Raw genomic sequence first — 24382 nt, 5'->3', positions numbered from 1 at the left:
TTTCCAGAAGATCATTTTTTCTATATAGTATAGCTAAAAAAATCAAATATGTCATACTAATTTTCGTTTAGAATGAACGATGATTAAAATATTTCTGAAGATTATAATTAAATTAATATAAAAATATATTCAAAGGGGAACTGAGCATGAAAATTGTTATTGCACCAGATTCCTATAAAGGAAGTCTATCAGCAACAGATGCTTCAAAAGCAATCGAGCGAGGAGTCAGGAAGGCATTGCCGGATGCGAAGACAGAATTGGTTCCAGTGGCGGATGGCGGGGAAGGCACGATGGATAGCCTTGTTACAGCAACAAATGGTCGAAAAGTTGATGTGACTGTTAAAGGACCTTTACTTGAAGATGTTCAGGCAGCATATGCAATCTTGGGCGATCAAGAAACATGTGTAATTGAAATGGCTAGCGCATCTGGTCTATGCCTAGTCGATCCAGCTGAGTTGAACCCATTGATCACTACTACCTACGGGACAGGGGAGCTTATTCAAAAAGCATTGAATGATGGCTGTCGAAAGTTCATTTTAGCGATTGGTGGAAGCGCCACCAACGATGGCGGTGTCGGTATGCTCCAGGCTTTGGGAATGAAGGTGTTTGATGAAGAAGGTAAACCTCTGGGATACGGAGGTGCCGAATTATTGCGGATATCAGACATTAATACGGAGGATTTTGATTCGAGAATAGCAGAATCCGAATTTTTAATTGCCTCGGATGTCCAAAATCCGTTAGTCGGCCCAGATGGGGCATCAAGTGTATTCGGACCTCAAAAAGGGGCGACTCCAGACATGGTTGAAATGCTTGATAAAGCTTTATCATCATGGGCTGATTTGGTGGAAATCAAAACAGGCATACACTTGCATGATAAAGCAGGTGCTGGTGCTGCAGGAGGAATTGGAGGTGCATTTCAAGCCTTTTTCCGTGCAGATACAAAAAGGGGCATCGATATTGTCATGGAGTATACGAAACTGGGTGAAAAACTGTCCGATGCCGATTGTGTCTTTACCGGTGAGGGACAAATCGATTGCCAGACTGCTTCAGGCAAAACACCAATGGGAGTTGCACAAGAAGCCAAAAAGCATGGTATTCCGGTATTTGTCTTGACTGGATCGATCGGAACAGGTATTGAAGTTTTATATGAACACGGAATAACTAGTGTTCATAGTTTGGTGAACGCTCCTATGCCTTTAAAGGAAGCTATGGAAAGAGGAGCTGAATTGTTGGAAGTTTCAGCCGAACAAGTAATGCGGACTTTTTTGGCAGCAATCAAGAATAGGGGGTAATCTTATGTTATTTATTGTTTTGGCCATCGGCGTGTTCTTAATTGTTTTTGCGACAACTAAATTCAAGCTTCATCCGTTCTTATCGCTTCTATTAGGAACTTTATTTGTGGGTTTTGCTTCTGGAATGCCTCTGGATCAGATCGTTGAGAATATCAACGGCGGTTTTGGCGGACTGATGACGAGCATTGGACTTGTAATCGTTTTCGGTACGATAATCGGAACCATTTTGGAAAAGGCCGGGGCCGCATTACGAATGGCCGAAGTCGTATTAAGGATTGTCGGTCCTAAAAGACCGCAGCTTGCCATGAGTATGATTGGCTTTATCGTATCCATACCCGTTTTTTGCGATTAAGGTTTCGTTATTTTATCGAGCTTAAGAAAAGCATTGGCAAGACGCGCTAAAGTAGCGGTTGCTTCCATGTCAGTTGCACTTGCAACCGGTTTGTATGCGACACATACACTTGTACCTCCAACTCCAGGGCCAATAGCCGCAGCCGGGAATATCGGAACGGACGGTTACTTGGGGACGGTCATTTTGATAGGTCTCATTACGGCCATTCCACCTGCACTTGCTGGTTATATATGGTCAATGAAAGTAGCGACCAAGATAGATGTTGAAGATGACCGAAGTGACCTGGATTACGATTATAATGAAATTGTCCGTTCATTCGGCAAGATGCCGTCTGCCTTTCAATCATTTTTACCGATCGTTTTACCGATTGTGCTGATTGGAGCCAGTTCTGTATTAACGCTCTTTGGTACAGAGGGAGGGATCGCCGCATTTTTCGTATTCTTGGGCCAACCGGTCATTGCATTGCTCGTCGGAGTAATTTCAGCTCTGACATTGCTGCCTAAGTATGATGAAGAAACATTAACAAACTGGATAGGAACAGCCTTATTGGATGCCGCGCCAATTTTATTGATCACCGGGGCTGGCGGAGCATTTGGTACCGTCATTAAAAATACGGGGATTGCAGATATCATCCAAAGTTGGGAAATGGGCAGCGTATTTAGCGGTTCCTTGTTCCTTTTGGTTCCGTTCCTGATTGCTGCAGGATTGAAAACTGCCCAGGGTTCTTCGAAAGCATCCCTGGTCATCACTTCATCTTTGATTGCCCCCATGCTTCCAACTTTGGGTATTGAAGGGGCTGTTCCTCTTGCATTGGTAGTCATGGCTGTTGGAGCTGGTGCGATGACTGTAAGCCATGTAAATGATAGCTTCTTCTGGGTGGTCACCCAATTTAGCGGGATGAAAGTGACGGATGCCTATAAAGCTCAAACGATGGCAACCTTAATACAAGGAGTGGTCACGATTATCACGACGATGATATTGTGGGTCATTCTTGTGTAAGAATAATGGAAAAAAGAGAAGCGTAAACCGCTTCTCTTTTTTATGCTTTAAATAAAATATATTTTCATTTTCATGTTGGTGTAAGAACTAAAATAGTGTATGATGCATAGTATAAGGTATGGTGTACGTCACATAGTATAGAGAAGGGGTGATTGGATGAGCACTTTACTGAATTCATTAACCACTGAGCTACGCAGAGGCACTTTGACGTTAGCTGTCCTAAGTCAGCTCAAAACTCCACAGTATGGGTACTCGCTTGTCCAGCGTTTAGAGAAGTCTGGAATTACCATTGATCAAAGTACTTTATATCCTTTGCTTCGCCGCCTTGAAAAACAAGAATTGGTGACCAGCAGCTGGGATACTTCTGAAAGTAGACCGCGCAAGTACTATTCTTTAAGTGATTATGGGGGAGAAATCTTCACTCAGTTAAAGGAGGAATGGGAAAAAACTTCTCAAGAGCTTTATATATTATTAAAAGGAGAGGGAGAAGATGGAGCTGATTGAACTTTATATTCAGGAAGTGACCCGAAGGCTGCCAGAAAAAAACCGGGCGGATATTGCACTTGAGCTTCAATCTACAATCGAAGATATGCTTCCGGAGGATCATACGGAGCAAGAAGTGAAAGCTGTACTTTTAAAATTAGGAGATCCGGTTACACTGGCTAGTGGTTATCGCGATCGGCCAATGCATCTGATCGGGCCTCGTTATTATGATGTGTATATCAGTCTGTTGAAAATGATTTTACCAATCGCTGCAGTCATTTCACTGATCGCATTAGTAGGGGATAATCCGTTTCGGGATACGGGGAATACGGTTATGGAAGCAATTTTAAAAATAATCGGGAAAGGAATTTCAGGCATCATCAGTACAGGTATCCAAGTGTTTTTCTGGTTAACGCTTTCTTTTGCCATTGTAGAACGGTTGGATACTTCAAAAGACCAGTCGCCTTTAACAAAAGACTTGAAACCATGGACACCGGAAAACTTAAAAGATATTCCGAACATTTCAAAGAAAAAAGCGGTTCCTATGATTGAGGTTTTTGCAAGTTTGTTAGGCCTTTCTGTATTCGCAGCCCTATATTTCAATGCAGCAAACCTCTTAGGCGTCTATGAAAAAAGAAATGGCAGTCTCATTTTCGTGACACCTTCTTTTAATCAAGATGTATTGAATTCCTATTGGCTGCTGGTATCTTGCATCGTTATCATTGGGGTGCTCATAGCGATATATAAATTATTTTTAAGACGATGGACCCTGAAATTAGCTTTATTTCATGCAATATACCAGCTGTTGAGCACTCTGACTTTCATCATCATCATCAGTAATCCTGATTTATTGAACCAAGAATTCCTTGCATACCAAAGAACACTTTTCTCAATCGATGAATGGAAAGACTCGATTTACTGGGGTCTTATACTCATCTCCATTTTTTTTGCCGCCTACGATTCCTATCAAGGTTTCCGCAAGGCAAAAATCCGTTAAGGCACAGCATCCTAGCTGTGTTTTTTTGTTTGAATGTTTTGTGAAAGGTAAGCTGATACAAGTCTGAAAGCAAAAAAAACACCTCATATGTCATATAGTTTTTAACTAACTATACAGCAAATGAGGCGTTACATTTAAACCAATGTTTTATTGAACTGCATCGAACTGATTGACTTTCCAAGTAGATCCGGCCTTATAAAAGGTGACCGTTCTTTTTACTGATTCACCATCGACTGTAGGTACAGTTAAATTGTATGACCTAACGTTCAGTTTTTGATAGACCAATTTAATTTTTGCTTTTTTCCACTCTAACATGCTATAGCCGTCTCCGACTGGACGGGCTAATTTCCCTTTATGGGTAATGTAATTATATTTAGTCAGCCCTTTTTCAACTGCATTATTAGTAAATGTCTCTGCTAAGTAGGTAGTCAATTTATCTTTTGTATTAAACTCTTGGCAAAGGTATGAATACTCTGTCCCTTTATAATTAAAAGTTTTTTGTGAACATGAATGGGTTTTGTACCCATGTAAAGCATTCCAAAAATGTTTGCTGGCATTATCGGCTATCTTTAATGCATTTGCGTCAGACAAATTCTGTGATGTCGTTTTTGCGGTAACCTGACCACTTAATGTGAAAAATAAAATGATAATGGATAATAGCATACCTAAGAATTTTTTCATATCTTATCTCTCCAATCCCTAATAGGATACTTATGTAACGAAAATTTAATTAATATTACGATTGTTACATTTATATTACAACATGTTCAGCATAAGTAAAAGAGAAAACTTGTTAATTTTTAAATATAATTTTAGGTTTTATTAAATATTCATAGTTTGTTCACTTTATTATTTTTGAAAGGAGCGTTCGGCGATTGTTAAATAGAAGGAGCTGTTACATCCTTCCTATTCCACCAACTGGCCTTTTTAAAACCTAGCAGTTCATTCTTTCAATAACCGGACAAGTTAATTCATTATATTTTCTTTAATATCCAGATATGTACAAAGAACTCGATTTTCCCGGGCAGAGCCCGAAAATAATAAAATATAAAGGTTTGACAAACTTTCTAATTCTACCGTATTATAAATTATATACTTGAATACATTCTCCAAAGGGGAGTAGCTTTTACAACAATATCGTCATTACGGAGCTCTTTGCTCTCGGTGTTGTTGGCAGCATATTGTTGTTAGCCAGACCTTACCTATTGGTAAAGGTCTATTTTCTTTTAGTAAACCTTTACCAAAATGGTAAAGGTTTTTTTGTAGTCCGGATTATGCAGCCCTAAGGAAATGTATAAACATGTGGTTTTAATAGAAAAACAAATAAAAATAAAAATGGAGTGTATTCTTTGATACTTAGAAAATCTTTGTTACTTTTAGGGATAGGTTCTGCACAAATAGATTTAATCCTTCCGAAAAATACGTATAAATCTGGTGAATGCATAAACGGATATTTTTTGATTAAGGGTGGTACTCTTGCGCAAAGAATAAGGAGGATTGAATGTGATTTGATCATGGATACTCATTCTACGGGAATGGAAGAGATCCTTAAAACGAGCACCATTTTGTCTTCAAGGGAAATAAATTCAGGGGAAATCAATGAAATTCCTTTCAACTTTTGTCTGCCTATATTGAATGAGCCATATAAGCGAGGGGTTTCCTATCGTCTTAAAACGAGACTAATCCTTGATAAAGGGATAATAGGCAAGGATGATGACTGGATTTTAATCGATTCTGAATAAACGTGAAAATGGAGGTGGGAACATGAATGTATTGGAATTTACAGAACGGGCTATGGATTATTTGGAAGAATTTTTAGTATTGAGGCTTTTCATATTGGCTTTACTGCTATTGGCGGTTTATTACATTTTGAATAAACTGGTTGAATGGTTCTTTAAACGATCCAATTTTTTCGACGAAGAAGTCGAAAAAACAATACAGGGGGTTACTCGTTCTTCTCTTAGGTACGGTATTTCCGGGCTTTTCCTTATATATTTGATCGGACAGTTTATCGACCTAAAAGGAATTTTAGCTGGAGCTGGTATTTTAGGCGTCGTGATCGGATTTGCGGCTCAGCAAATGCTTAAGGATATCTTATTAGGATTTGTAAGGCTGTCAGATAACGAATTCCGGGTTGGGAATTTTGTGACCTTTAATGGGACAAGTTCCGGGACGATTGAGGAAATTGGAATCCGGTTCATGCAGATCAGGGAATGGTCAGGAAAATTGCTGACCATCCCACACAGTGAAATCAGGACGATTCAAAATTTTAATAAAGGGAGGATGCGAATCATTGAACGCATTACAGTAAGTTACCAAGAAAACCCTGAAAAGGTAAAACGGCTGTTGGAGGATATATGTATTATCTGTAATGATAAGTATGGTGAAAGCCTTCTACGGCTAGAAGATGGTACACCTGAAGAGGATTTTAGATACATAGGCATTACGGATTTAAATCCGAATCTAAAATATGTTGGATATGAACTATGCATAGTGGGACTTGTGAAACCTGATGATTACTTTGAAACATCGAGATGCGTAAGGTTTGAAATGATGACTGCTTTGCATGAGCATAAAATTCTAATGCCATCTTCCCATTTGCTTGTACAGGGAAATCCTAATCAAGAACGTTTATTTGAGAACTGAAAAGAAGATTACATTTGCTTGGGATAATCGGTAACAAGGGCAGAAGCTATATTCAGCGACAGTCCATTGGAGCTTAAGGATATTTAAGGGCTTTCTTTTAAAGGAAGTCCTTTTTTATATAAGAAAATTGAACAAACTCATCACGAAAAATAGTTTTATTTTATTAATTTCTCCCTTGATTTATCAGATTAAATAAATTATTATGGAAATAACAAAAAATGGAAGGGTGACCTTTAAACAATGATCATTTAATCCTATTTTTCAAGGAAAAATGCGTGCTTATAACGAATTTTTTTCTGGATAGGATTAGTCTGTACATTAAAATACAAACAAAGATCATTGTGTTCCTTCGATTAGGGATATTTTGCCTTTTTAAATTTGTATTGTACTGCCTCCTGTCCAGATAATTCACAGGAGGTTTTTATATTGACGAATAACACATCTGAAACATTAAATAATAAGGAACCTAACATTTTTAAAAATCGAGTATTTCGGGCCATTATCTTATCAGGGTTGTTTTTACAAATAGGGATATGGGTACGGAATTTTGCCGTTTTGTTATTCGTCATGGAGAAGACAAATGGAGATGCCTTTGCCATTTCCATGATATCAGTAGCAGAATTCGCACCCATTTTTATTTTTTCATTTATTGGAGGGACTTTTGCTGACCGCTGGAGTCCGAAAAAAACGATGGTTTGGTGTGATATTTTAAGTGCAATATCCGTGTTTGCTGTGCTTATCTCGCTAATCTTCGGCAGTTGGAAAATGGTATTCTTCGCAACTTTAATTTCGGCGATACTTTCTCAATTTTCTCAGCCATCGGGCATGAAGCTATTTAAGATGCATTTGCCAGAAAGTCAAATCCAGACAGGGATGTCCGTTTATCAGACTGTCTTCGCAGTATTTATGGTTTTAGGTCCGATTCTCGGTACATTTGCCTTCCAATCTTTCGGGATAAACATCTCGATTGCGATTACTGGCCTGGCGTTTCTACTTTCAGCTGGCGCACTCGCCTTTCTTCCGAAAGATCGCAAACTGAATGAGGGGACAGCAAAAACAACGTTATGGCAGGAAATGAAAAGCGGTGTGAGCTACGTTTTGCGAAAAAAAGAACTAAGTTTGCTTGGTTTATGTTTTCTGGCAGCTGGACTCGGACTGGGTTTCATTCAGCCGCTCTCGATATTCCTTGTTACAGAACAACTGGAATTGCCTAAGGAAAATCTGCAATGGTTATTTATGGTGAATGGGTTTGGTATGATTATAGGTGGAGCCGGTGTAATGATTTTTGCCAAAAAGGTGGCACCTCAAAGATTATTAGCTTTCGGAATGCTTGTGAATGCCATTGGATTGGCGGTTATGGGGCTTTCAACAAATCTTTGGATAACACTTACCGCCGAGTTCTTTAACGGGCTAATGCTTCCTTGTATCCAAATCGGGATCAATACATTGATATTGCAGAGGACCGAGGGCGAATTCATCGGAAGGGTCAATGGAATCTTAAGCCCATTATTCACTGGATCGATGGTGTTGACCATGAGTGCGGCAGGCGTGCTGAAAGAGCAATTTTCACTCGTCGCCATATTTGAAACCGCCGCTTTCTTTTTTATTATAGGAATGTTTTTCATTTTGCCGTTGTACAATCAGAAGGGCGAAACAAAACCTCTGGAAATTCAATCATAAGTATCTTGCGGTGTGCCAACACCCAAATACAGCTATAGCCATAAGAAAAGCAGCCAATTTTGGCTGCTTTTCTTTCTTTTTTCCTCTTACTGTCATTACAACTAACAAATTCTGGATTGACAATTATTTTGGGAGTACTGGTTAATACTAAAAAAATCAGGTGAATAGCTTACATGAAAAAAGGAGAAAAGTTAATGATCCTTAAAGACATATTGAAAGAAGCAATAAACGGGGATTTGCCGAAGGACGTTGAACATATATCCGTCACAGGTGTAACCGATAACTCTAAAGAAATAAAAAAGGGATTCCTTTTTGTTGCCGTAACCGGATATAAGTCCGATGGCCATAATTACATCAATGATGCAATTCGCTTAGGGGCATCAGCTGTGATTGGCAATCGCGATATTAAGGGATTGGAAGTTCCTTATATAAAAGTGGAAAACAGCCGTAAAGCATTAGGGCAAATCGCCAAAAGGTTTTATGGAGATCCCAGCAATCAAAAAATAATGATAGGAATTACGGGCACAAATGGAAAAACCACAACTAGCTATATGCTTCAGCAAATCTTAGAAGAGAATGGGGTAACCTGTTCAGTCATTGGTACGATACAGCATATCATCAATGGAAACAAAGTCGATTCCCATAATACGACTCCAGGTACCATGGAATTGAATTCGATGTTGGCTGCAAGTAGGGACATGGTTGTCATAATGGAAGTGTCTTCACATGGATTAGCTCAATACCGTTTAGAAGGAATTGAATTTGATTTCTGTGTCTTCACGAATTTGTATCATGACCATCTCGACTTTCATGGTACGATGGAGGATTATTTCCTTGCAAAATTACTGCTTTTTGAAAAATTGAAACCTAATGGCCTTGCGATTATTAATGGAGATGATTTCTGGGGCGGAAAATTACAAGAATACCTATGGGAGAAGAATGTCAGTGCCTTTGTTTTTGGAAAATCCAATCGCTGCGATTTAGCCATCACCAATTATAATACTGCAACGAACCCCTTTATTTTATTGAATGAGAATCATGACTTTGTGAAAATTGAGTTACCTTTACCTGGACTTCATAATTTATATAACGCAACAGCTGCGTATTCCGTAGCGAAGATGTTTCCAATTTCAAAAAAGGAAATTCTCACTTCACTGAAACGATTTTCCGGTGTGCCAGGAAGGTTTGAAATATATAAGAAAGAATTTGGGCCGACTATAGTCATCGATTATGCACATACTGCAGATGCCATTCATCACATGCTTCAAACTGCCAAAGAGTGCGGGGCCAAAAAGATTTATCATATCTTTGGTTTTCGGGGTGGACGAGATACAACCAAAAGGGCGGAAATGGTTAAAGTATCATCGGAACATAGTGATGTTTCGATTTTAACAATGGATGATCTGAATTCGGAGGGAATTGAGGTGATGGAATCCAATCTAAATAAACTGCTTAGCGATTACTCTGCTGGAAATGGGAAGGTTATTCCTGATCGCACCTTTGCTATCAAGGAGGCGTTACAAGCAGGTATGGAAGGGGATTGGATTATCATTACAGGTAAAGGAATTGAAAGGTATGATCAAAAATTCGGACTGCCTACCATTTCTGACAAAGAAACGGTATTATATCTGCAAAATAAGGACAAAGGGGATTTTATCGGTTATTTTGATCAATAGTTTGATTCTAATGAATGCTATTATAAAGGACTGATTCGGCGTTAATTTACCTAGTAAACCATAGGTTATTATATGGTGATTATTAACATTGTAACATTTGAGGATTTCAGGTATCATAACAATACAAGCTGCACTGTTCGTAATGATAATAAAGTTTTAACCTTTAAGCTGTAATAGGGAGTTTTATATTGAAACAGGAATGTTATGCCTCGTCACTGACTTGGACAACAGGATTTTTTCTGCAAACACCCACTTTGAGGAGTGGTGGTTTAAAACTTTCTTACTGAATACGGCAATCGCGGCTCATATCTTAAAATGTTGAAGCCGGTCTCGGTCTGAGGCCGGTTTTTTGCATGTATGTACTTGCTTTGCAGTCTGAAAATCTCCAGACCATTTTGTTCTATCAGCTTAAAAAGTCCAGTTTTGATTCCATTGGCTAATTACATGTTTTGTAAAACATTACTCTTGTTTTGTATACCGGTTGGCATAACTTGAAGCGACGAAAGCATCGGGTTTGATTTTTGGTTCCACCCCCATGGATTCCATCCTGGCTACCATTTCTTTTACAAACTCACTGGTTTTGTTTCGCTTTCCAATCCCGATATCAATGTGCCCTTCCATTGTGAACGTTGCCCCTTGATATACAGCAGGCAGGACTATATCGATTAACTGATTTTTTCTTTCTTCCGTAAACAGCGATACGATTTCCTCTGTTAACGACAACTCTTGAGAAATACGTTCATGTAAATGCAGCATCCTTCTAGGAATCATCACTTTTCTTATACAACCCCATACACCATTTCCGACCTGCCGTATCACGATACCTGTAATAAAGACCGTATGTTTTTTATGTACTTGCGAATCTGTCCCGACCATTAATTGATAGTTACCGGAAGGATTTAATTCCATAAACTCAACAATATGAACGAATACCTCTTCAAATGACATATTTTTTTTCTGAAGGTTTTGAAACGGGATGTTCTGAAATGGATATTGCTTCATATTATTGCACCCAACCTTTCCCCGGATATAATCAAATTAATAAATATCTCATGGCCGTTCATAACACATCATATGAAGGAGGTCCTTGTTTCGTGCCGTGGGAAGAACCCGCAAGAAGAGGCAGTCATCATTTAAAGGTGATCTCGCTGAATAGATATCACCTCAAGTTTTATTTCTTCTATTTTAAACAAAAAAGACTGTATTCAAAAGGAGTTCTATTTTAATGTTAGGCTCTTTTCGTAAAGATTGTTGTTTTTAAAACGAAACTATTTAAGGTTGATTGGAGCGGAAGTGTGAGATTCCTGCGGGAGCAGCGGGACAGGTGAGACCCCACAGGCGTTTACGCCGAGGAGGCTCACCTCCCGCCCCGCGGAAAGCGAGCATCTAAAGGGGAAAACAACCACACCGCACTACTTGGTAAATAGCAACAAAGTATGTGAAAACAGCCTAATGTTAAAAAGAAGTTGATTGAAGCGAATGTTCGAGACCCCGCAGGTACAATGGCGCCGCGGGCCCCGGACCGCCCGCGGAAAGAGAGTGCCTGGAGTGGAAATTAACGGACAAATATTAAAACTGTAAACGAACTAATTATTGTCAGGTTTATCTACAGTCTGGAAGAGAAGCTTAAGCATTAGGCTTCTCTTTTTTTGTATGGAGAATCTTTTCCAAAATGTTATGGGTGTTATCTTTTTGAATTTCTCCTGCCATAACTGAAAAGTTAAACAAGCTTGTAATTTTACATCACCTAAGTAAACCACAATATCATTCGATTTATATAAGAAAAAGGAAATGAATTTATTAAATTTTGTCCAATGACTACTTTAAAGGATTCACATTTAATAACTTATAAAAAAAGTGTGTGATGTTTTCTTACATAAACAAAGAAATCTTACTTTTATAAGAGTAAAATAAACGAATATTCAATTAATAAAGTATTGGAGAGATGAAAAATGAAAATATCTGAATTGAAAAAAAGCGGTCATGCTCCGTCATTATTAGCTTCATTCCTTTATTTTGATATCAGTTTTATGATTTGGGTATTATTAGGTGCGCTCGGTGTCTATATTACAAAGGATTTCGGACTTTCCCCGGCTGAAAAAGGCTTGATTGTGGCTATTCCGATTTTGGGAGGTTCGTTTTTTCGAATCGTCCTTGGTTTTTTGACTGATCGTATCGGCCCGCGGAAAACCGCGATCGGCGGGATGCTTGTTACGATGATTCCGCTTTTTTGGGGATGGTTATTCGGAGAAAGTTTAGCAGAGCTTTATTTAATTGGAATTTTGCTAGGAGTGGCAGGTGCAAGTTTTGCTGCAGCACTTCCGATGGCTAGTCGCTGGTATCCCCCGCATTTGCAGGGTCTTGCGATGGGCATTGCAGGTGCCGGTAACAGCGGAACTCTTTTTGCGACATTGTTCGGACCCCGTATTGCTGAATCTCTTGGCTGGCATAATGTTATGGGATTAGCTTTGATTCCTTTAACCATCGTGTTTATCATTTATATTTTCATCGCAAAAGACGCGCCATCTCAACCGCCGGCAAAACCACTCAAGGAGTATTTCAACGTATTTAAAATAACGGACACTTGGTATTTCTGTATTCTTTACAGTGTGACTTTTGGGGGCTTTGTTGGGTTTACTAGCTTTTTAAGCATCTTTTTTGTTGATGAGTATGGGTTAACACGAATAAGGGCAGGGGAATTTGTTACATTATGTGTCATCGCAGGAAGTTTCTTTCGTCCCGTCGGAGGATTTATTGCCGATAAAATAGGTGGAGTTAAACTGCTTATGTTTTTATTTATCGGACTCACAATATGTATGTTTGGAATTAGTTTTCTTTTTTCTCTTACTGCCGTTACGATCCTTCTGTTCATCGGAATGCTATTTCTCGGTATGGGTAACGGAGCTGTCTTTCAGTTAGTTCCACAGCGGTTTTCTAAAGAAATAGGTTTTATCACAGGGATTGTAGGAGCTGCCGGAGGTGTTGGCGGATTCTTGGTTCCAAACATACTAGGTACGTTGAAACAGATTACTGGCACATATGCTACAGGATTTTTAGTATTTTCCGCAGTTGGAATCGTGGCGTTGCTTATCCTGGGCCTAGCCCAGCTTTCATGGAGAAAAACGTGGGTACTCGGAAAGAATTCAGTTAAGATCTAGAACTTTTTTTACTTAGTTTGGCTTGTTACAGTACTTGTTTGGGGGGATAAAATGTATAAACAAAAACTGGTTTTAGTAGGGAACGGAATGGCGGGACTACGCTGTGTTGAGTCGATTATAAGTAAGGATCCGACTGCATTTGAGATTACTATTTTCGGAAGTGAACCACACGTTAACTATAATCGAATCTTATTGTCGACTGTGCTTCAAGGCAACACCTCTTTTGAAGATATTACGATAAATGACCGAAACTGGTATACAAAGAATAATATCCAATTGTTCACAGGGGAAACGGTTATAAAAATCAATAAAGAGACCAGGAAGATAATAACAGACAAAGAACGGGAAGTTTACTACGATAAGCTGATAATTGCCACAGGTTCTGTTCCGTTTATTCTTCCTGTTACAGGTGTTGATAAAGAAGGTGTCATTGCATTTCGGACGATTGAAGATTGCCAAAAGATGATTGAAACTTCACGCAAACATAAAAAAGCAGTCGTCATCGGAGGAGGTTTGTTAGGTTTAGAAGCAGCGAGAGGGCTGTTAAACCTTGGTATGGAAGTGCATGTCGTTCATATTGCTGACTATTTAATGGAAAGGCAGCTTGATTCAACGGCATCGCTTTTGCTGCAAAAAGAGTTGGAAAACCAGGGAATGAACTTTCTTTTAAAAAAAGAAACACAGGAGTTAATCGGTACCGAGCGTGTAGAGCGCGTCCGTTTTAAAGATGGAACGGAGCTGGAAGCAGATTTAGTCGTTATGGCTGCTGGAGTCAGACCGAATATTCAGTTGGCCAAAGAAAGCGGAATTGATACAAATCGTGCGATTATTGTAAACGACTATTTGGAAACCAGCGTCCCAAATATTTATGCAGTTGGTGAATGTGCTGAACATCAAGGAATTGTTTATGGACTGGTTAAACCTCTATATGAACAAGGTGAAGTGCTGGCAAAGCATATTTGTAAGATGAAATGCAACGGATACCAAGGCTCAGTCCTTTCGACCCAGCTGAAAATATCAGGAGTTGAGTTATTTTCTGTTGGAGATTTCCTTGGTGATGGAACAACGAAATCTATTACAACTTTTGATGAATTGGATAGTGTTTATAAAAAGGTGGTTTTTCAAGGAAGAAAAATCATAGGTGCTGTGCTGTATGGAGATACAAACAACAGCTCAAGATTACTCGATAAGATTTTAAAGCGGGAAGAAGTATCCTCAGAGGAAAAGCGTGATTTGTTCCAATCACCAAGTACGGCTGAGGGATTGATCGCTTCGATGGCAAATCATGAAATCATTTGCAATTGTAATGCTGTTTCAAAGGGGGCAATCATTGAAGCGGTTCAAAATAAGGGATTAACAACAACGGAACAAGTTAAACAATGCACAAAGGCTTCCGGTTCGTGCGGCGGATGTAAGCCGGCAGTGACCGAGCTTTTGAACTATATTCAAAGTAATCTTTCTACTCAGGATGAGAAACAAACTGCATTTTGCTCCTGTACGACATTAACGGAAGATGAAGTCGTGTATAAAATGCAGCTCCAAGACGTAACAACTGTCCAAGAAGCGATGGATGTCCTTGAATGGGAAAATACAGAAGGTTGTTCAACTTGCAGGCCTGCACTGAGCTATTATTTAGGGATGATTCATCCGGAGTACGAGATCAGACAGCAAACCCTTTTCATAAACGAAAAAAAGAATGCAACAGTTCAAAGTGATAACCGATACTCTGTCATCCCGCAAATGTACGGCGGGATGACGAATGCAAAAGACTTGCGAAAAATTGCAAATGTTGCAGATAAATATGATATATCTCAGGTTGCGGTAACAAGTGAACAAAGGATTCATTTAATGGGGGTGAAAAAAGAAGATCTCCCAGGTGTGTGGGCCGATTTAGATATGCCGTTAAGTTCGAAATATGGTAACACCGTTCAAAACGTCAAAACATGTATAGGTGAACATGTTTGCTCTTGTGATAAACAGCAATCACTATTACTTGCTGTAGATCTGGAAAAAAGATTGGAGCAAGTATCAACACCATACCGTATAAAGTTGGGCATATCTGCTTGTATGCATAACGGTGCAGGATCAACAACGAAAGATATAGGTGTTATGGGCATTGACAGGGGTTGGGAAATATATGTGGGCGGAAGCAGCGGTCGTAATGTACGTGCCGGTGAACTATTATGTGTAGCCGGGACAAATGAAGAAGCAATTGAAATCATCATCGGCTTTATTCAATATTATCGGGAAACAGCCAACTACTTAGAACGGACTTGGCAATGGATTGAACGAGTGGGTTTAATTCATGTTAGAGAAGTATTGTTTGATAGTGAACTTAATCGGCAACTATCTCAACGATTGGAACTGGGTAGATTAGGGAATGAACAAGTGGAACTTTATGATGTAAGACCTAGATAAACGGATAAATGTATGTACCCCATGAAAAAACAAAGAAATCCATAAGAAAGGGTGAGGAGCCTTGACTGAATTATTATTAAAGTACTTCCGCACGAAGCAACAAGAGGTCCAATCAGAAAAACGATATGATTCACAATGTCCATTTTGCAGCATGCAATGTAAGATGCAGCTGTTGGAACAAACAATAGTGACAAGAAGAAAGTATACGACGGTTGGAAAAGATAATCCAACCTCAGAGGGGCGCTTATGCATTAAAGGAATGAATGCACACCAACACGCTTTGCATAAAGATCGAATTAAATACCCATTATTGAAAAAAAATGGTGAATTCGTTCGAATATCATGGGAGGAAGCATTAAGCCACATTAAGGACAATTTCAGTAAAATTCAAGCGGAAGATGGTGTAAATGCATTATCTGTATATGGGAGTGCATCCATTTCAAATGAAGAAGCATATTTGCTTGGGAAATTTGCAAGAGTGGCATTAAAAACAAAGTATATAGATTATAATGGCCGTTTGTGCATGTCTGCAGCAGCCTCGGCGGCAAGCCAAACATTTGGTATGGACAGGGGCCTAACCAACAGCTTATCAGAGGTTCCGTTCACAAAGTGCATTATTTTGGCGGGCACGAATATTGCTGAATGCCAGCCGACAATCATGCCGTATTTTGAGAAGGCAAAACAAAATGGAGCATATATTATTGCTGTAGATCCCCGGGAAACAGCAACAACGAAAATGGCCGATTTACATCTAAAAGTAAAACCAGGGATGGATGCCGCCTTGGCAAACGGATTATTGAAAGTGATCATTGAAGAGGATTTTACTGATGAAGCATTTGTCCGCGAGCGTGCAAATGGCTACACCGAAGTAAAAGAGTATGTTACATCATTAAAATTAGAGGAAATTGCGGAAATGACAGGGGTTCCTAGCGACCAAATTCAAAAAGCGGCTGTAATGTTCGGTAAAGAAGAATCAGGAATGATTTTTACAGCTAGGGGCGTTGAGCAGCAAACAGATGGTTCAGCTGCCGTCCGAAATTTTCTTAATATTCTTATTGTTACAGGGAAAATCGGTAAAGTGAATTCGGGCTATGGAGCTATTACTGGGCAGGGGAATGGGCAGGGAGCAAGAGAGCATGGCCAAAAGGCAGACCAGCTGCCGGGCTATCGCATGATTGAAAATGAGGAACATAGATTACATATTGCAAGATTATGGGGAATCGATGAGGCTGATTTGCCACGTAAAGGTGTCTCGGCATACGAAATGATACAGAAGATAAATGAAGGTGAAATTACCGGCATGTTTTTAATGTGTTCCAATCCGATTGTTTCCAATCCAAATGCTAACTTTGTCAAAAAGGCTTTGAAAAAATTAAAGTTTCTTGTCGCGGTAGACATGTTCGTTTCTGAAACTGCTAGATTGGCTGATTTGATTTTACCTACTTCGTCTTACTTAGAGGATGAAGGAACGATGACGAATTTAGAAGGACGGGTAACGTTGCGGGAAGCAAGTTTTTCATCACCTGGGGAAGTGAAGCATGATTGGCAAATCATTTGTGATATAGCAAAAGCTCTTGGAAAAGGGGAGTATTTTCCCTTTCAATCCGCAAATGAGATTTTTGAAGAACTAAGAGTGGCAAGCCGCGGGGGAACCGCTGATTATTATGGTATAACGTATGATCGATTAAGAAAAGAAGGAGGCATTTTGTGGCCATGCCCAACCATTGACCATAAAGGGACAAAAAGGTTATTCGAAACGTCTTTTGCCCACCCGGATGGAAAGGCGGCCATGGTTGTGGTTAATAATGTGCCTCTTGTTCCAAAAGAACAGCCATGTACGGATTTTCCACTTTATTTAACTACAGGAAGAATCATGTCACATTATTTAACAGGAGTACAAACGAGAAAAAGCTCATCATTAGCTGCAAGAAATTTTGAATCATATATGGAAATCCATCCGGAAACAGCAAAGAAATATCATATTCCAGACAATACTTTGGTGAAAATTGAATCAAGACGCGGAGGTATTGTTGTAAGAAGCAAATGGTCAGCAACCATTCGCCATGATACTATATTCGTTCCTTTTCATTGGGCAGACTCCCAAAATGTCAATCGCCTCGTTTCACAGGATTTAGACCCGACATGCAAAATGCCTGGCTTTAAGGTCAGTGCTGTAAAAGTACATCCTATATTAGAGTTAACGTCTCATTAAGGGGAGGTTTACTTCCAGTTCATCATAATTTTTTTTGGTTTAATCATAATCGAATACTGGAGCCTTATCACACAGTATTCCATATCAAATGAGAGTTTACATGACTAAACAACAAAAGGGGGTAAAGGATGGAAAAAGGTAAGGTCTATATTGTTGGTGCCGGACCTGGTGATCCGGACTTAATTACTGTCAAGGCAATCAAATGCATCGCGGAAGCGGATGTCATCTTGTATGATCGATTGGTAAATCGTGAAATGCTTTTATACGGTAAAACTGAAGCTGAATACGTTTATTGCGGTAAAGCGCCTGGTATACATTGTGTCCCTCAAGAGGACATTCATCAATTGTTAATAAGTAAATCAATGGAGAGAAAAACGATTGTTCGTCTAAAAGGGGGAGATCCTTTCATCTTTGGTCGTGGCGGTGAGGAAGCTGAAGTGCTAGCAAAGCACGGAATTCAATTTGAAATAGTCCCTGGAATCACATCTGGAATCGCTGCGCCAGCTTATGCTGGAATTCCCCTGACTCACAGGGAATGGGGGAGTTCCTTCGCAATTGTCACAGGACACTGCGCGACCGGCAAACCTGATAACATCAACTGGCATCATTTGACACATGGTGTTGACACCATTGTTATTTATATGGGAATGAAAAACCTTCCTTATATCTGTAAACAATTACGCTCCTGCGGAATGAAGCCTGAAACTGCCATTGCAGTCATCGAACAAGGAACGACCGGTTTTCAACGAACTATTACAGGAACAATTGATTCAATAGTGGCGATTATTAGAAGGGAGCAGGTTGCCAATCCCGCCATGATTGTAATAGGAGAAGTCGTGAATTTATCGGAGAAATTATCATGGTTTTCAGAGAAGACAAAGGAAAAGGAGTTCGCTTAGAAAAGGAATGATTAGCTAGAAAACTTTCACTGTAATGAAAATGGAAAACTGGACATGAAAGTCATCATGTCCAGTTTAAAAAAGTTAACAGCAATTATAAAAAGGCAAGTGGAAATTTTGTCACGACTGAAATATGACATTGAAAGGCTAATAATCCCGGGTACATGGCGAAAATCAATTACGTAGGCCAAAGTGTGCATTTAATTGGCCCTGCAGCATTTTTTTTCGCATTTTTTCCTGTTCAATTTTTCTGTTCTCTTTTAACTTTTCCTGTCTAATTTCATTGGTTTGCACCCCATCCTCTATTTTATCAGCGATTTCCACTAATGCCTTGACGTCGGAAAAAGAGTATTTACGATTTCCACCCTTAGACCTTTCGGGAAAAACTAGTTTTCTTTCTTCATAATACCGAATTTGTCTATCGGATAGTCCTGTTAATTCTCTGACCACTCCTATTGAAATTACTTTTCTGTCTATATAAGATTCTTTTTGCTGGACGATGAAAATCACCTCATTTTTGATTTATGCTGGATCAATAAGGATATTATATCCTAATTTTCTGAATATTTGTAACAAAAACTAACATTAATTATTAATTTTTAAAAACCATGTAAGATTATATAACACACTTGTTGTTATAAAAAGTGACCTCTCCTATAATCAAATACATAATCCTTTCAAAAAAATCTTACTGGAGGACAAAAAATGGCTAAGCAGAAATTGGCGCTCATTGGGAATGGTATGGCTGGAGTAAGATGTATAGAAGAAATTTTGAAAATTCAACCAGAAGGGTTTGAGGTGACTGTCTTCGGAAGTGAGCCACATCCGAATTATGATCGAATCCAACTATCGAATGTATTGCAAGGTGCTACGACGATAGATGATATTACAATAAATGATTGGAACTGGTACAAAGAGAACAATATTACACTTTTTTCAGGTGAAACGGTCACGAACATTGACACCACAAAGCAAATCATTTACTCAGACACTAATCGTGAAATCGAATATGATCAATTAATTTTAGCTACCGGATCACTCCCTTTCATTCTACCGATAAAGGGGGCTGATAAAAAAGGAGTGACAGCCTTTCGAAATATTGAAGATTGCGAAAAGATGATTGAATATTCCAAAAGCAATAAAAAAGCTGCAGTCATTGGTGGAGGATTATTGGGGCTTGAAGCAGCAAGAGGGCTTTTGAATCTAGGTATGCAGGTAGATGTAATTCACCTTTCGGAATATTTGATGGATAGGCAGTTAGATCCAGCAGCAGGAAAAATGCTGCAAAGGGAACTTGAAAGCCAGGGAATGAATTTTTATCTTGGGAAACAAACTCAGGAGGTTTTAGGTGAAATTGACGTCAAAGGATTACGCTTTAGTGATGGCGAGGAAATCAGCGCTGATTTAGTGGTCATGGCAGTTGGGATTAAGCCAAATGTTGCAATGGCCCAAAATTCCGGCATCCCAGTCAATCGAGGAATTATCGTGAATGATTATTTGGAGACAAGGATCCCGAATATTTTTGCGGTTGGTGAATGCGCGGAACACCGTGAGATGGTGTATGGTTTGGTCGCTCCCCTATATGAACAGGGCAAAGTTTTAGCCAAAAGGATTTGCGGGCTGGAAGGAAAAACTTACGAGGGTTCAGTGCTGTCTACTAAGCTGAAAATATCTGGTGTTGATGTATTTTCGGCTGGAGAAATTTTCGAGGATGAACAAGCCAAATCAATCAAGGAATTTAATGAATGGAATGGTACTTACAAAAAAGTAATGATTCGAAATGGAAAAATTTCTGGTGCGGTATTATTCGGGGATACAAAAGAAAGCAATACCCTATTGAGCTTGATCAATAAAAATGCTGACGTTTCCGAATATTTAAATGCTGGAGCAAGTGAAACCAGTGTTAGTCTTGTCACGTCGATGTCACATGAAGAAATCATCTGTGGTTGTAATGGTGTAACGAAGGGTGATATTGTGACGGCTATCGAATCTAATGGTTTAACAAGCATTGAGGAAGTAAAAGGCTGCACAAGTGCTTCGAGATCATGCGGGGGTTGTAAACCGTTAGTCGGTGATATTCTCGAGCTGACATTAGGGGATGATTTCAGTAAGTCAAACCAAAAGGAATCCATATGTACGTGCACCACTTTATCAAGAGATGAGGTTGTTGCTGAAATACGCGAAAAAAACCTGACCCATACTCGGGAAGTCATGAATGTTCTCGGCTGGAATACAAGTGATGGATGCTCGAAGTGTAAACCAGCATTGAACTATTACTTAGGCATGATCCATCCTGTTGAATATGAAGATGAAAAAGAATCCCGCTATGTCAATGAAAGGCTACATGCAAATATTCAAAAGGATGGTACATTTTCCGTTGTGCCAAGAATGTATGGCGGTGTCACTAATCCCGAGCAATTACGGAAAATAGCAAATGTTGCCGATAAGTATAATGTTAAGTTACTTAAGGTTACAGGCGGTCAAAGAATAGATATGTTCGGCGTTGAAAAAGAAGACCTTCCAAGCGTATGGGCCGACCTGGATATGCCTTCTGGATATGCGTATGGAAAAACGCTTCGAACTGTGAAAACATGTGTCGGTGAAAACTTTTGCCGCTTTGGCACACAAGATTCAATTGGGCTGGGCATTGCCCTGGAAAAGAAATTTGAACGTGTAGGCACACCGCATAAGGTGAAGATGGCTGTGTCGGCATGTCCTCGTAATTGTGCTGAATCCGGTATCAAAGATCTTGGTGTTGTCGGTGTTGACGGTGCTTGGGAAATTTATATTGGCGGCAATGGCGGTACCCATTTACGAGCTGCTGAATTATTTTGTAAAGTGAAAACAAGTGATGAGGTAATTGAAATAACTGGTGCATACATCCAACATTATCGAGAGACTGCCAATTATTTAGAGAGAACGTCTGTCTGGGTTGAGCGTGTAGGGTTCGATACCATTAAGGCGATTATTGACGATAAGCAAAAAAGGATGGAGCTTAACCGACGCTTGGATGAAGCCTTATCCGTATTGCAAGAACCGTGGAAAGAAATCATTGAGAGCAATGCGATCCAAACCGGTTTATTTCAAAAAGTGAAAATTCCGGCTATATCAAATAAATGAATATGGGGGAAGCCTAAATGGGGAAAGCGCTTCAAAAGATAAAGGTTTCAACAGTAAATGGGATGCCAAAAAACCTGGGGAAAACAGTAACCATAGGCTCTCATGAAATTGCTCTTTTTCATTTAGCAAATGGTGAATTCCGGGCTATTGAAAATCGTTGCCCACATAAAGGTGGAGTTCTTGTGGAAGGCATCGTGAGTGGTGATCACGTATTTTGCCCGATGCATGATTGGAAAATCAGTGTCAAGAATGGAGAAGTCCAAAAACCTGATAATGGATGCGTAAAGACATTCAATGTTGAAATAGAAGATGGTAATGTTTATATAGTTTTATAAAGATATAGATGACCCGCTGCTCTGGATAGTCTCTTAGACTATCCATTTTTTCTTTATGGAGCTTTGAACTAAATTCCTCTGATGAAATAATTGATAAATATTTCCAAAACAAATATAATTTTTAGTAAAGCAATGACTTAAAAAAACAAAAAGAATGTAAACGGTTTCGGTAATGAACTGATGTTTAAACAAATAAAGTTAAAGGGGAAAGGTTGGCGTTTTATGAATAAATTATCTGTTGGTGTTTTTACCTTTATGCTGTATTTTGTTCCTTTATCAAATACACCTGCATTAGCGGAAGTAAAACCAGATTACAAGCTTTATGTGATGGCCCCATTGGGTGAAATAACAGATTGGGAGGCATTTAAAGCAGAGCTGACCCAGTTGAAGGAAAATGGAGTATATGCAATAACAACAGATATCTGGTGGGGATTAGTCGAGAGTAAAAAAGATAATCAGTTTGATTGGTCCTATTATAAAAAATATGGGGAAACAGTGAAAGCTTCCGGTTTAAAATGGGTGCCCATTTTGTCTACACATCAATGCGGCGGTAATGTGGGGGATGATTGCAACTATCCCATCCCTAGTTGGCTCTGGAATAAAGACACTGCCGAAAACATGGCATTCAAGAGTGAAAGTGGTTTCTGGAATAAGGAAGTTCTTGCTCCTTGGTGGGAAGGGACAGCCGATCAGTACAATGAATTGTACAAATCCTTTGCAGAGAACTTTGCTGATAAGAAGGATTTAATAGCAAAAATATATCTAAGTGCAGGACCGGCAGGGGAATTAAGATATCCGTCCTACCAGAATGCCGATGGCTGGGATTATCCTGAGAGGGGACAGCTTCAAGTTTATACAGAAGGAGCAAAACGGGATTTCAGGCTTACCATGAGAGAAAAATATTCCACGATAAAAAAGTTAAATGCTGCTTGGGGCAAAACGTATAAAAACTGGAATGAGATTCAGCCACCAGGAAATGGGGATGAATTTTTCACCAGGGGCGGAGCAATCGACACTAAATTTGGATACGATTTTATGCAGTGGTATCAAGGAGCACTCGAAAAGCATCTTGCAAAAATCTCGAAGTTTGCCCATAAACATTTTGATGAAGTCTTTGGCGTGCCAATTGGAGCTAAAATCTCAGGAGTCCATTGGAAAATGAATGATCCAGTACTGCCGCATTCGGCAGAGTATAGTGCCGGGTATTATAACTACTCCCAATTATTGAATCAATTTAAGAAATCAAATATGGCCCTCACGTTCACCTGCCTGGAAATGGGAGATCAAGACGCACATACTGCACCGTCCTATAGCGCTCCCAAGACTTTGGTGACCCATATTGCCTCTTTAGCTAATGAAAAAGGAATTTCTTTAAACGGGGAAAACGCACTCCCTCTGATCAATAATGAATGGGGCTTTGACAATGTAGCAGAAATGGTTTTTAACCATGGTTTTGAGGGATTTACCTTGTTAAGGATGTCTTATTTATTCGACAATGAAGGAAATCCAACAAATGAGTTCAGGATGATGGCTGATAAATTGGAAGGCAAGTCGATTCCAGTTACATTCACAGTTGAAAATGTACCTGCCACACAGGGAGTTTACTTAATTGGGGACAGAGGGGAAATCGGCAGATGGAATCCTGAAGATTACGAATATAAACTCACTCAAAGTACAGAAGGCAGCTGGAGTGGAACATTTCGTTTAGCTGCAGATCGATTCTACGAATTCAAGTTCATCCTCAAAGATGAAAATGGCAATATTACTTGGCAAGATGGGGAAAATAATAGTTATAAAACTCCTTTGAATGGAAAAGGAAACTATATAACTTCATGGTAAATGGAGAAATGGTTTTGCAAACTTAATGGTTTCTATCAAAGCATTTAAAACCCTCAAAAAAATGATTTCAGAAATCCGCTCCCTTTCCGCCGACTGTTTGACAAGCCACATCAAAGCAAGCGTCTGTGGGGTCTCGGCTAGCGAGTTTTATGGCAGGAGTGTCGCAAATTTCTTCAATCTATTCAGGGGTTCATCCATATATTTTTAACTAAAAATACAAGAAGGATAACTAAGTTTACCTATAGAACATGGTTGCGCGAGCTTTTCGAACCTCCT

17 protein-coding genes, 1 other RNA gene and 1 pseudogene are annotated in these 24382 nt (G+C 39.4%); 16 read left to right on the top strand and 3 right to left on the bottom strand.

Annotation, left to right across the window (positions count from 1 at the left end; translation table 11 throughout):
- The first annotated feature begins 146 nt into the window (after nucleotides 1-146).
- From ACIQYG_RS21280 to ACIQYG_RS21265, 4 genes and pseudogenes are all read left to right on the top strand, one after another.
- A complete protein-coding gene (locus tag ACIQYG_RS21280; protein WP_402842117.1) occupies nucleotides 147-1292 on the top strand; it encodes a glycerate kinase in 1146 nt (381 codons plus the stop codon).
- A 4-nt stretch (nucleotides 1293-1296) separates the two neighbouring features.
- Nucleotides 1297-2643, top strand: a pseudogene (locus ACIQYG_RS21275) (GntP family permease).
- 156 nt (nucleotides 2644-2799) lie between these two features.
- Nucleotides 2800-3147, top strand: coding sequence for a PadR family transcriptional regulator (locus tag ACIQYG_RS21270; RefSeq protein ID WP_034306796.1), 348 nt, complete (start codon nucleotides 2800-2802; stop codon nucleotides 3145-3147).
- Entirely contained in the window at nucleotides 3134-4123 is a 990-nt protein-coding gene (locus ACIQYG_RS21265; RefSeq protein ID WP_402842114.1) for an HAAS signaling domain-containing protein, read from the top strand. The genes ACIQYG_RS21270 and ACIQYG_RS21265 overlap by 14 nt, the downstream gene beginning before the upstream one ends.
- A 147-nt stretch (nucleotides 4124-4270) precedes the next feature.
- On the opposite strand, the gene ACIQYG_RS21260 is transcribed toward ACIQYG_RS21265, so the two are convergent.
- Nucleotides 4271-4804, bottom strand: coding sequence for an IseA DL-endopeptidase inhibitor family protein (locus ACIQYG_RS21260; RefSeq protein WP_402842111.1), 534 nt, complete (start codon nucleotides 4802-4804; stop codon nucleotides 4271-4273).
- A 659-nt stretch (nucleotides 4805-5463) separates the two neighbouring features.
- Between ACIQYG_RS21260 and ACIQYG_RS21255 the strand changes: the two genes are divergently transcribed.
- The 5 genes from ACIQYG_RS21255 to ssrS all read left to right on the top strand — a co-directional run bounded on the left by ACIQYG_RS21255 (nucleotide 5464) and on the right by ssrS (nucleotide 10434).
- A complete protein-coding gene (locus ACIQYG_RS21255; RefSeq protein WP_402842109.1) occupies nucleotides 5464-5865 on the top strand; it encodes a sporulation protein in 402 nt (133 codons plus the stop codon).
- A 22-nt stretch (nucleotides 5866-5887) separates the two neighbouring features.
- Nucleotides 5888-6769: a mechanosensitive ion channel family protein gene (locus tag ACIQYG_RS21250; protein ID WP_402842107.1), complete on the top strand. Its 882-nt coding sequence runs from the start codon at nucleotides 5888-5890 to the stop codon at nucleotides 6767-6769.
- Between the two features lie 471 nt (nucleotides 6770-7240).
- On the top strand, nucleotides 7241-8449 hold the full coding sequence (locus ACIQYG_RS21245) for an MFS transporter (protein ID WP_402842167.1): 1209 nt from the start codon (nucleotides 7241-7243) through the stop codon (nucleotides 8447-8449).
- A 173-nt stretch (nucleotides 8450-8622) separates the two neighbouring features.
- Nucleotides 8623-10125, top strand: coding sequence for a UDP-N-acetylmuramoyl-L-alanyl-D-glutamate--2,6-diaminopimelate ligase (locus ACIQYG_RS21240; RefSeq protein WP_402842105.1), 1503 nt, complete (start codon nucleotides 8623-8625; stop codon nucleotides 10123-10125).
- Nucleotides 10126-10247: 122 nt separating this feature from the next.
- Nucleotides 10248-10434: non-coding RNA, 6S RNA (ssrS, locus tag ACIQYG_RS21235), on the top strand.
- A gap of 150 nt (nucleotides 10435-10584) precedes the next feature.
- Here the strand turns inward: ssrS and ACIQYG_RS21230 are convergent.
- On the bottom strand, nucleotides 10585-11127 hold the full coding sequence (locus ACIQYG_RS21230) for a ribonuclease H-like YkuK family protein (protein ID WP_402842102.1): 543 nt from the start codon (nucleotides 11125-11127) through the stop codon (nucleotides 10585-10587).
- A gap of 950 nt (nucleotides 11128-12077) precedes the next feature.
- On the opposite strand from ACIQYG_RS21230, the gene ACIQYG_RS21225 reads away from it, so the two are divergent.
- The 4 genes from ACIQYG_RS21225 (at nucleotide 12078) to cobA (ending at nucleotide 18812) form a co-directional block, all read left to right on the top strand.
- The gene (locus ACIQYG_RS21225; protein WP_402842099.1) at nucleotides 12078-13283 is read left to right on the top strand and encodes a nitrate/nitrite transporter; all 1206 of its coding nucleotides are present in this window, start codon (nucleotides 12078-12080) and stop codon (nucleotides 13281-13283) included.
- A 51-nt stretch (nucleotides 13284-13334) separates the two neighbouring features.
- On the top strand, nucleotides 13335-15701 hold the full coding sequence (nirB, locus tag ACIQYG_RS21220) for a nitrite reductase large subunit NirB (RefSeq protein WP_402842097.1): 2367 nt from the start codon (nucleotides 13335-13337) through the stop codon (nucleotides 15699-15701).
- 61 nt (nucleotides 15702-15762) lie between these two features.
- On the top strand, nucleotides 15763-17913 hold the full coding sequence (nasC, locus tag ACIQYG_RS21215) for an assimilatory nitrate reductase catalytic subunit NasC (RefSeq protein ID WP_402842094.1): 2151 nt from the start codon (nucleotides 15763-15765) through the stop codon (nucleotides 17911-17913).
- Nucleotides 17914-18041: 128 nt separating this feature from the next.
- Nucleotides 18042-18812 (top strand): uroporphyrinogen-III C-methyltransferase, encoded by a 771-nt coding sequence (gene cobA / locus ACIQYG_RS21210; protein WP_402842092.1) that lies wholly within the window; start codon nucleotides 18042-18044, stop codon nucleotides 18810-18812.
- Between the two features lie 174 nt (nucleotides 18813-18986).
- On the opposite strand, the gene ACIQYG_RS21205 is transcribed toward cobA, so the two are convergent.
- Nucleotides 18987-19322, bottom strand: a complete 336-nt coding sequence (locus ACIQYG_RS21205) for a MerR family transcriptional regulator (protein WP_309476950.1) — start codon at nucleotides 19320-19322, stop codon at nucleotides 18987-18989.
- Nucleotides 19323-19517: 195 nt separating this feature from the next.
- Here ACIQYG_RS21205 and nirB (ACIQYG_RS21200) point away from each other — a divergent pair, with 195 nt between their 5' ends.
- The 3 genes from nirB (ACIQYG_RS21200) to ACIQYG_RS21190 all read left to right on the top strand — a co-directional run bounded on the left by nirB (ACIQYG_RS21200) (nucleotide 19518) and on the right by ACIQYG_RS21190 (nucleotide 24106).
- Complete coding sequence (nirB, locus tag ACIQYG_RS21200; protein ID WP_402842089.1) at nucleotides 19518-21932, top strand: nitrite reductase large subunit NirB; 2415 nt, start codon at nucleotides 19518-19520, stop codon at nucleotides 21930-21932.
- A 17-nt stretch (nucleotides 21933-21949) separates the two neighbouring features.
- Nucleotides 21950-22267, top strand: coding sequence for a nitrite reductase small subunit NirD (gene nirD, locus ACIQYG_RS21195; RefSeq protein ID WP_402842087.1), 318 nt, complete (start codon nucleotides 21950-21952; stop codon nucleotides 22265-22267).
- A gap of 222 nt (nucleotides 22268-22489) precedes the next feature.
- Nucleotides 22490-24106 (top strand): family 14 glycosylhydrolase, encoded by a 1617-nt coding sequence (locus ACIQYG_RS21190; RefSeq protein ID WP_402842085.1) that lies wholly within the window; start codon nucleotides 22490-22492, stop codon nucleotides 24104-24106.
- The last annotated feature ends 276 nt before the right edge of the window (nucleotides 24107-24382 follow it).

The organism is Peribacillus sp. NPDC096622 (assembly GCF_044762665.1).
Taxonomy (GTDB): Bacteria; Bacillota; Bacilli; order Bacillales; family DSM-1321; genus Peribacillus; species Peribacillus frigoritolerans_B.
This window is presented reverse-complemented; position numbering and strand designations above follow the sequence as displayed.

Coding starts and splice junctions, on each gene's coding strand:
- ACIQYG_RS21240 (WP_402842105.1), top strand. CDS start 8,623: ATGAAAAAAGGAGAAAAGTTAATGATCCTTAAAGACATATTGAAAGAA.
- ACIQYG_RS21280 (WP_402842117.1), top strand. CDS start 147: ATGAAAATTGTTATTGCACCAGATTCCTATAAAGGAAGTCTATCAGCA.
- ACIQYG_RS21260 (WP_402842111.1), bottom strand. CDS start 4,804: ATGAAAAAATTCTTAGGTATGCTATTATCCATTATCATTTTATTTTTC.
- cobA (WP_402842092.1), top strand. CDS start 18,042: ATGGAAAAAGGTAAGGTCTATATTGTTGGTGCCGGACCTGGTGATCCG.
- ACIQYG_RS21230 (WP_402842102.1), bottom strand. CDS start 11,127: ATGAAGCAATATCCATTTCAGAACATCCCGTTTCAAAACCTTCAGAAA.
- ACIQYG_RS21270 (WP_034306796.1), top strand. CDS start 2,800: ATGAGCACTTTACTGAATTCATTAACCACTGAGCTACGCAGAGGCACT.
- nirB (WP_402842089.1), top strand. CDS start 19,518: ATGGCTAAGCAGAAATTGGCGCTCATTGGGAATGGTATGGCTGGAGTA.
- ACIQYG_RS21190 (WP_402842085.1), top strand. CDS start 22,490: ATGAATAAATTATCTGTTGGTGTTTTTACCTTTATGCTGTATTTTGTT.
- ACIQYG_RS21250 (WP_402842107.1), top strand. CDS start 5,888: ATGAATGTATTGGAATTTACAGAACGGGCTATGGATTATTTGGAAGAA.
- ACIQYG_RS21225 (WP_402842099.1), top strand. CDS start 12,078: ATGAAAATATCTGAATTGAAAAAAAGCGGTCATGCTCCGTCATTATTA.
- nirB (WP_402842097.1), top strand. CDS start 13,335: ATGTATAAACAAAAACTGGTTTTAGTAGGGAACGGAATGGCGGGACTA.
- ACIQYG_RS21265 (WP_402842114.1), top strand. CDS start 3,134: ATGGAGCTGATTGAACTTTATATTCAGGAAGTGACCCGAAGGCTGCCA.
- nirD (WP_402842087.1), top strand. CDS start 21,950: ATGGGGAAAGCGCTTCAAAAGATAAAGGTTTCAACAGTAAATGGGATG.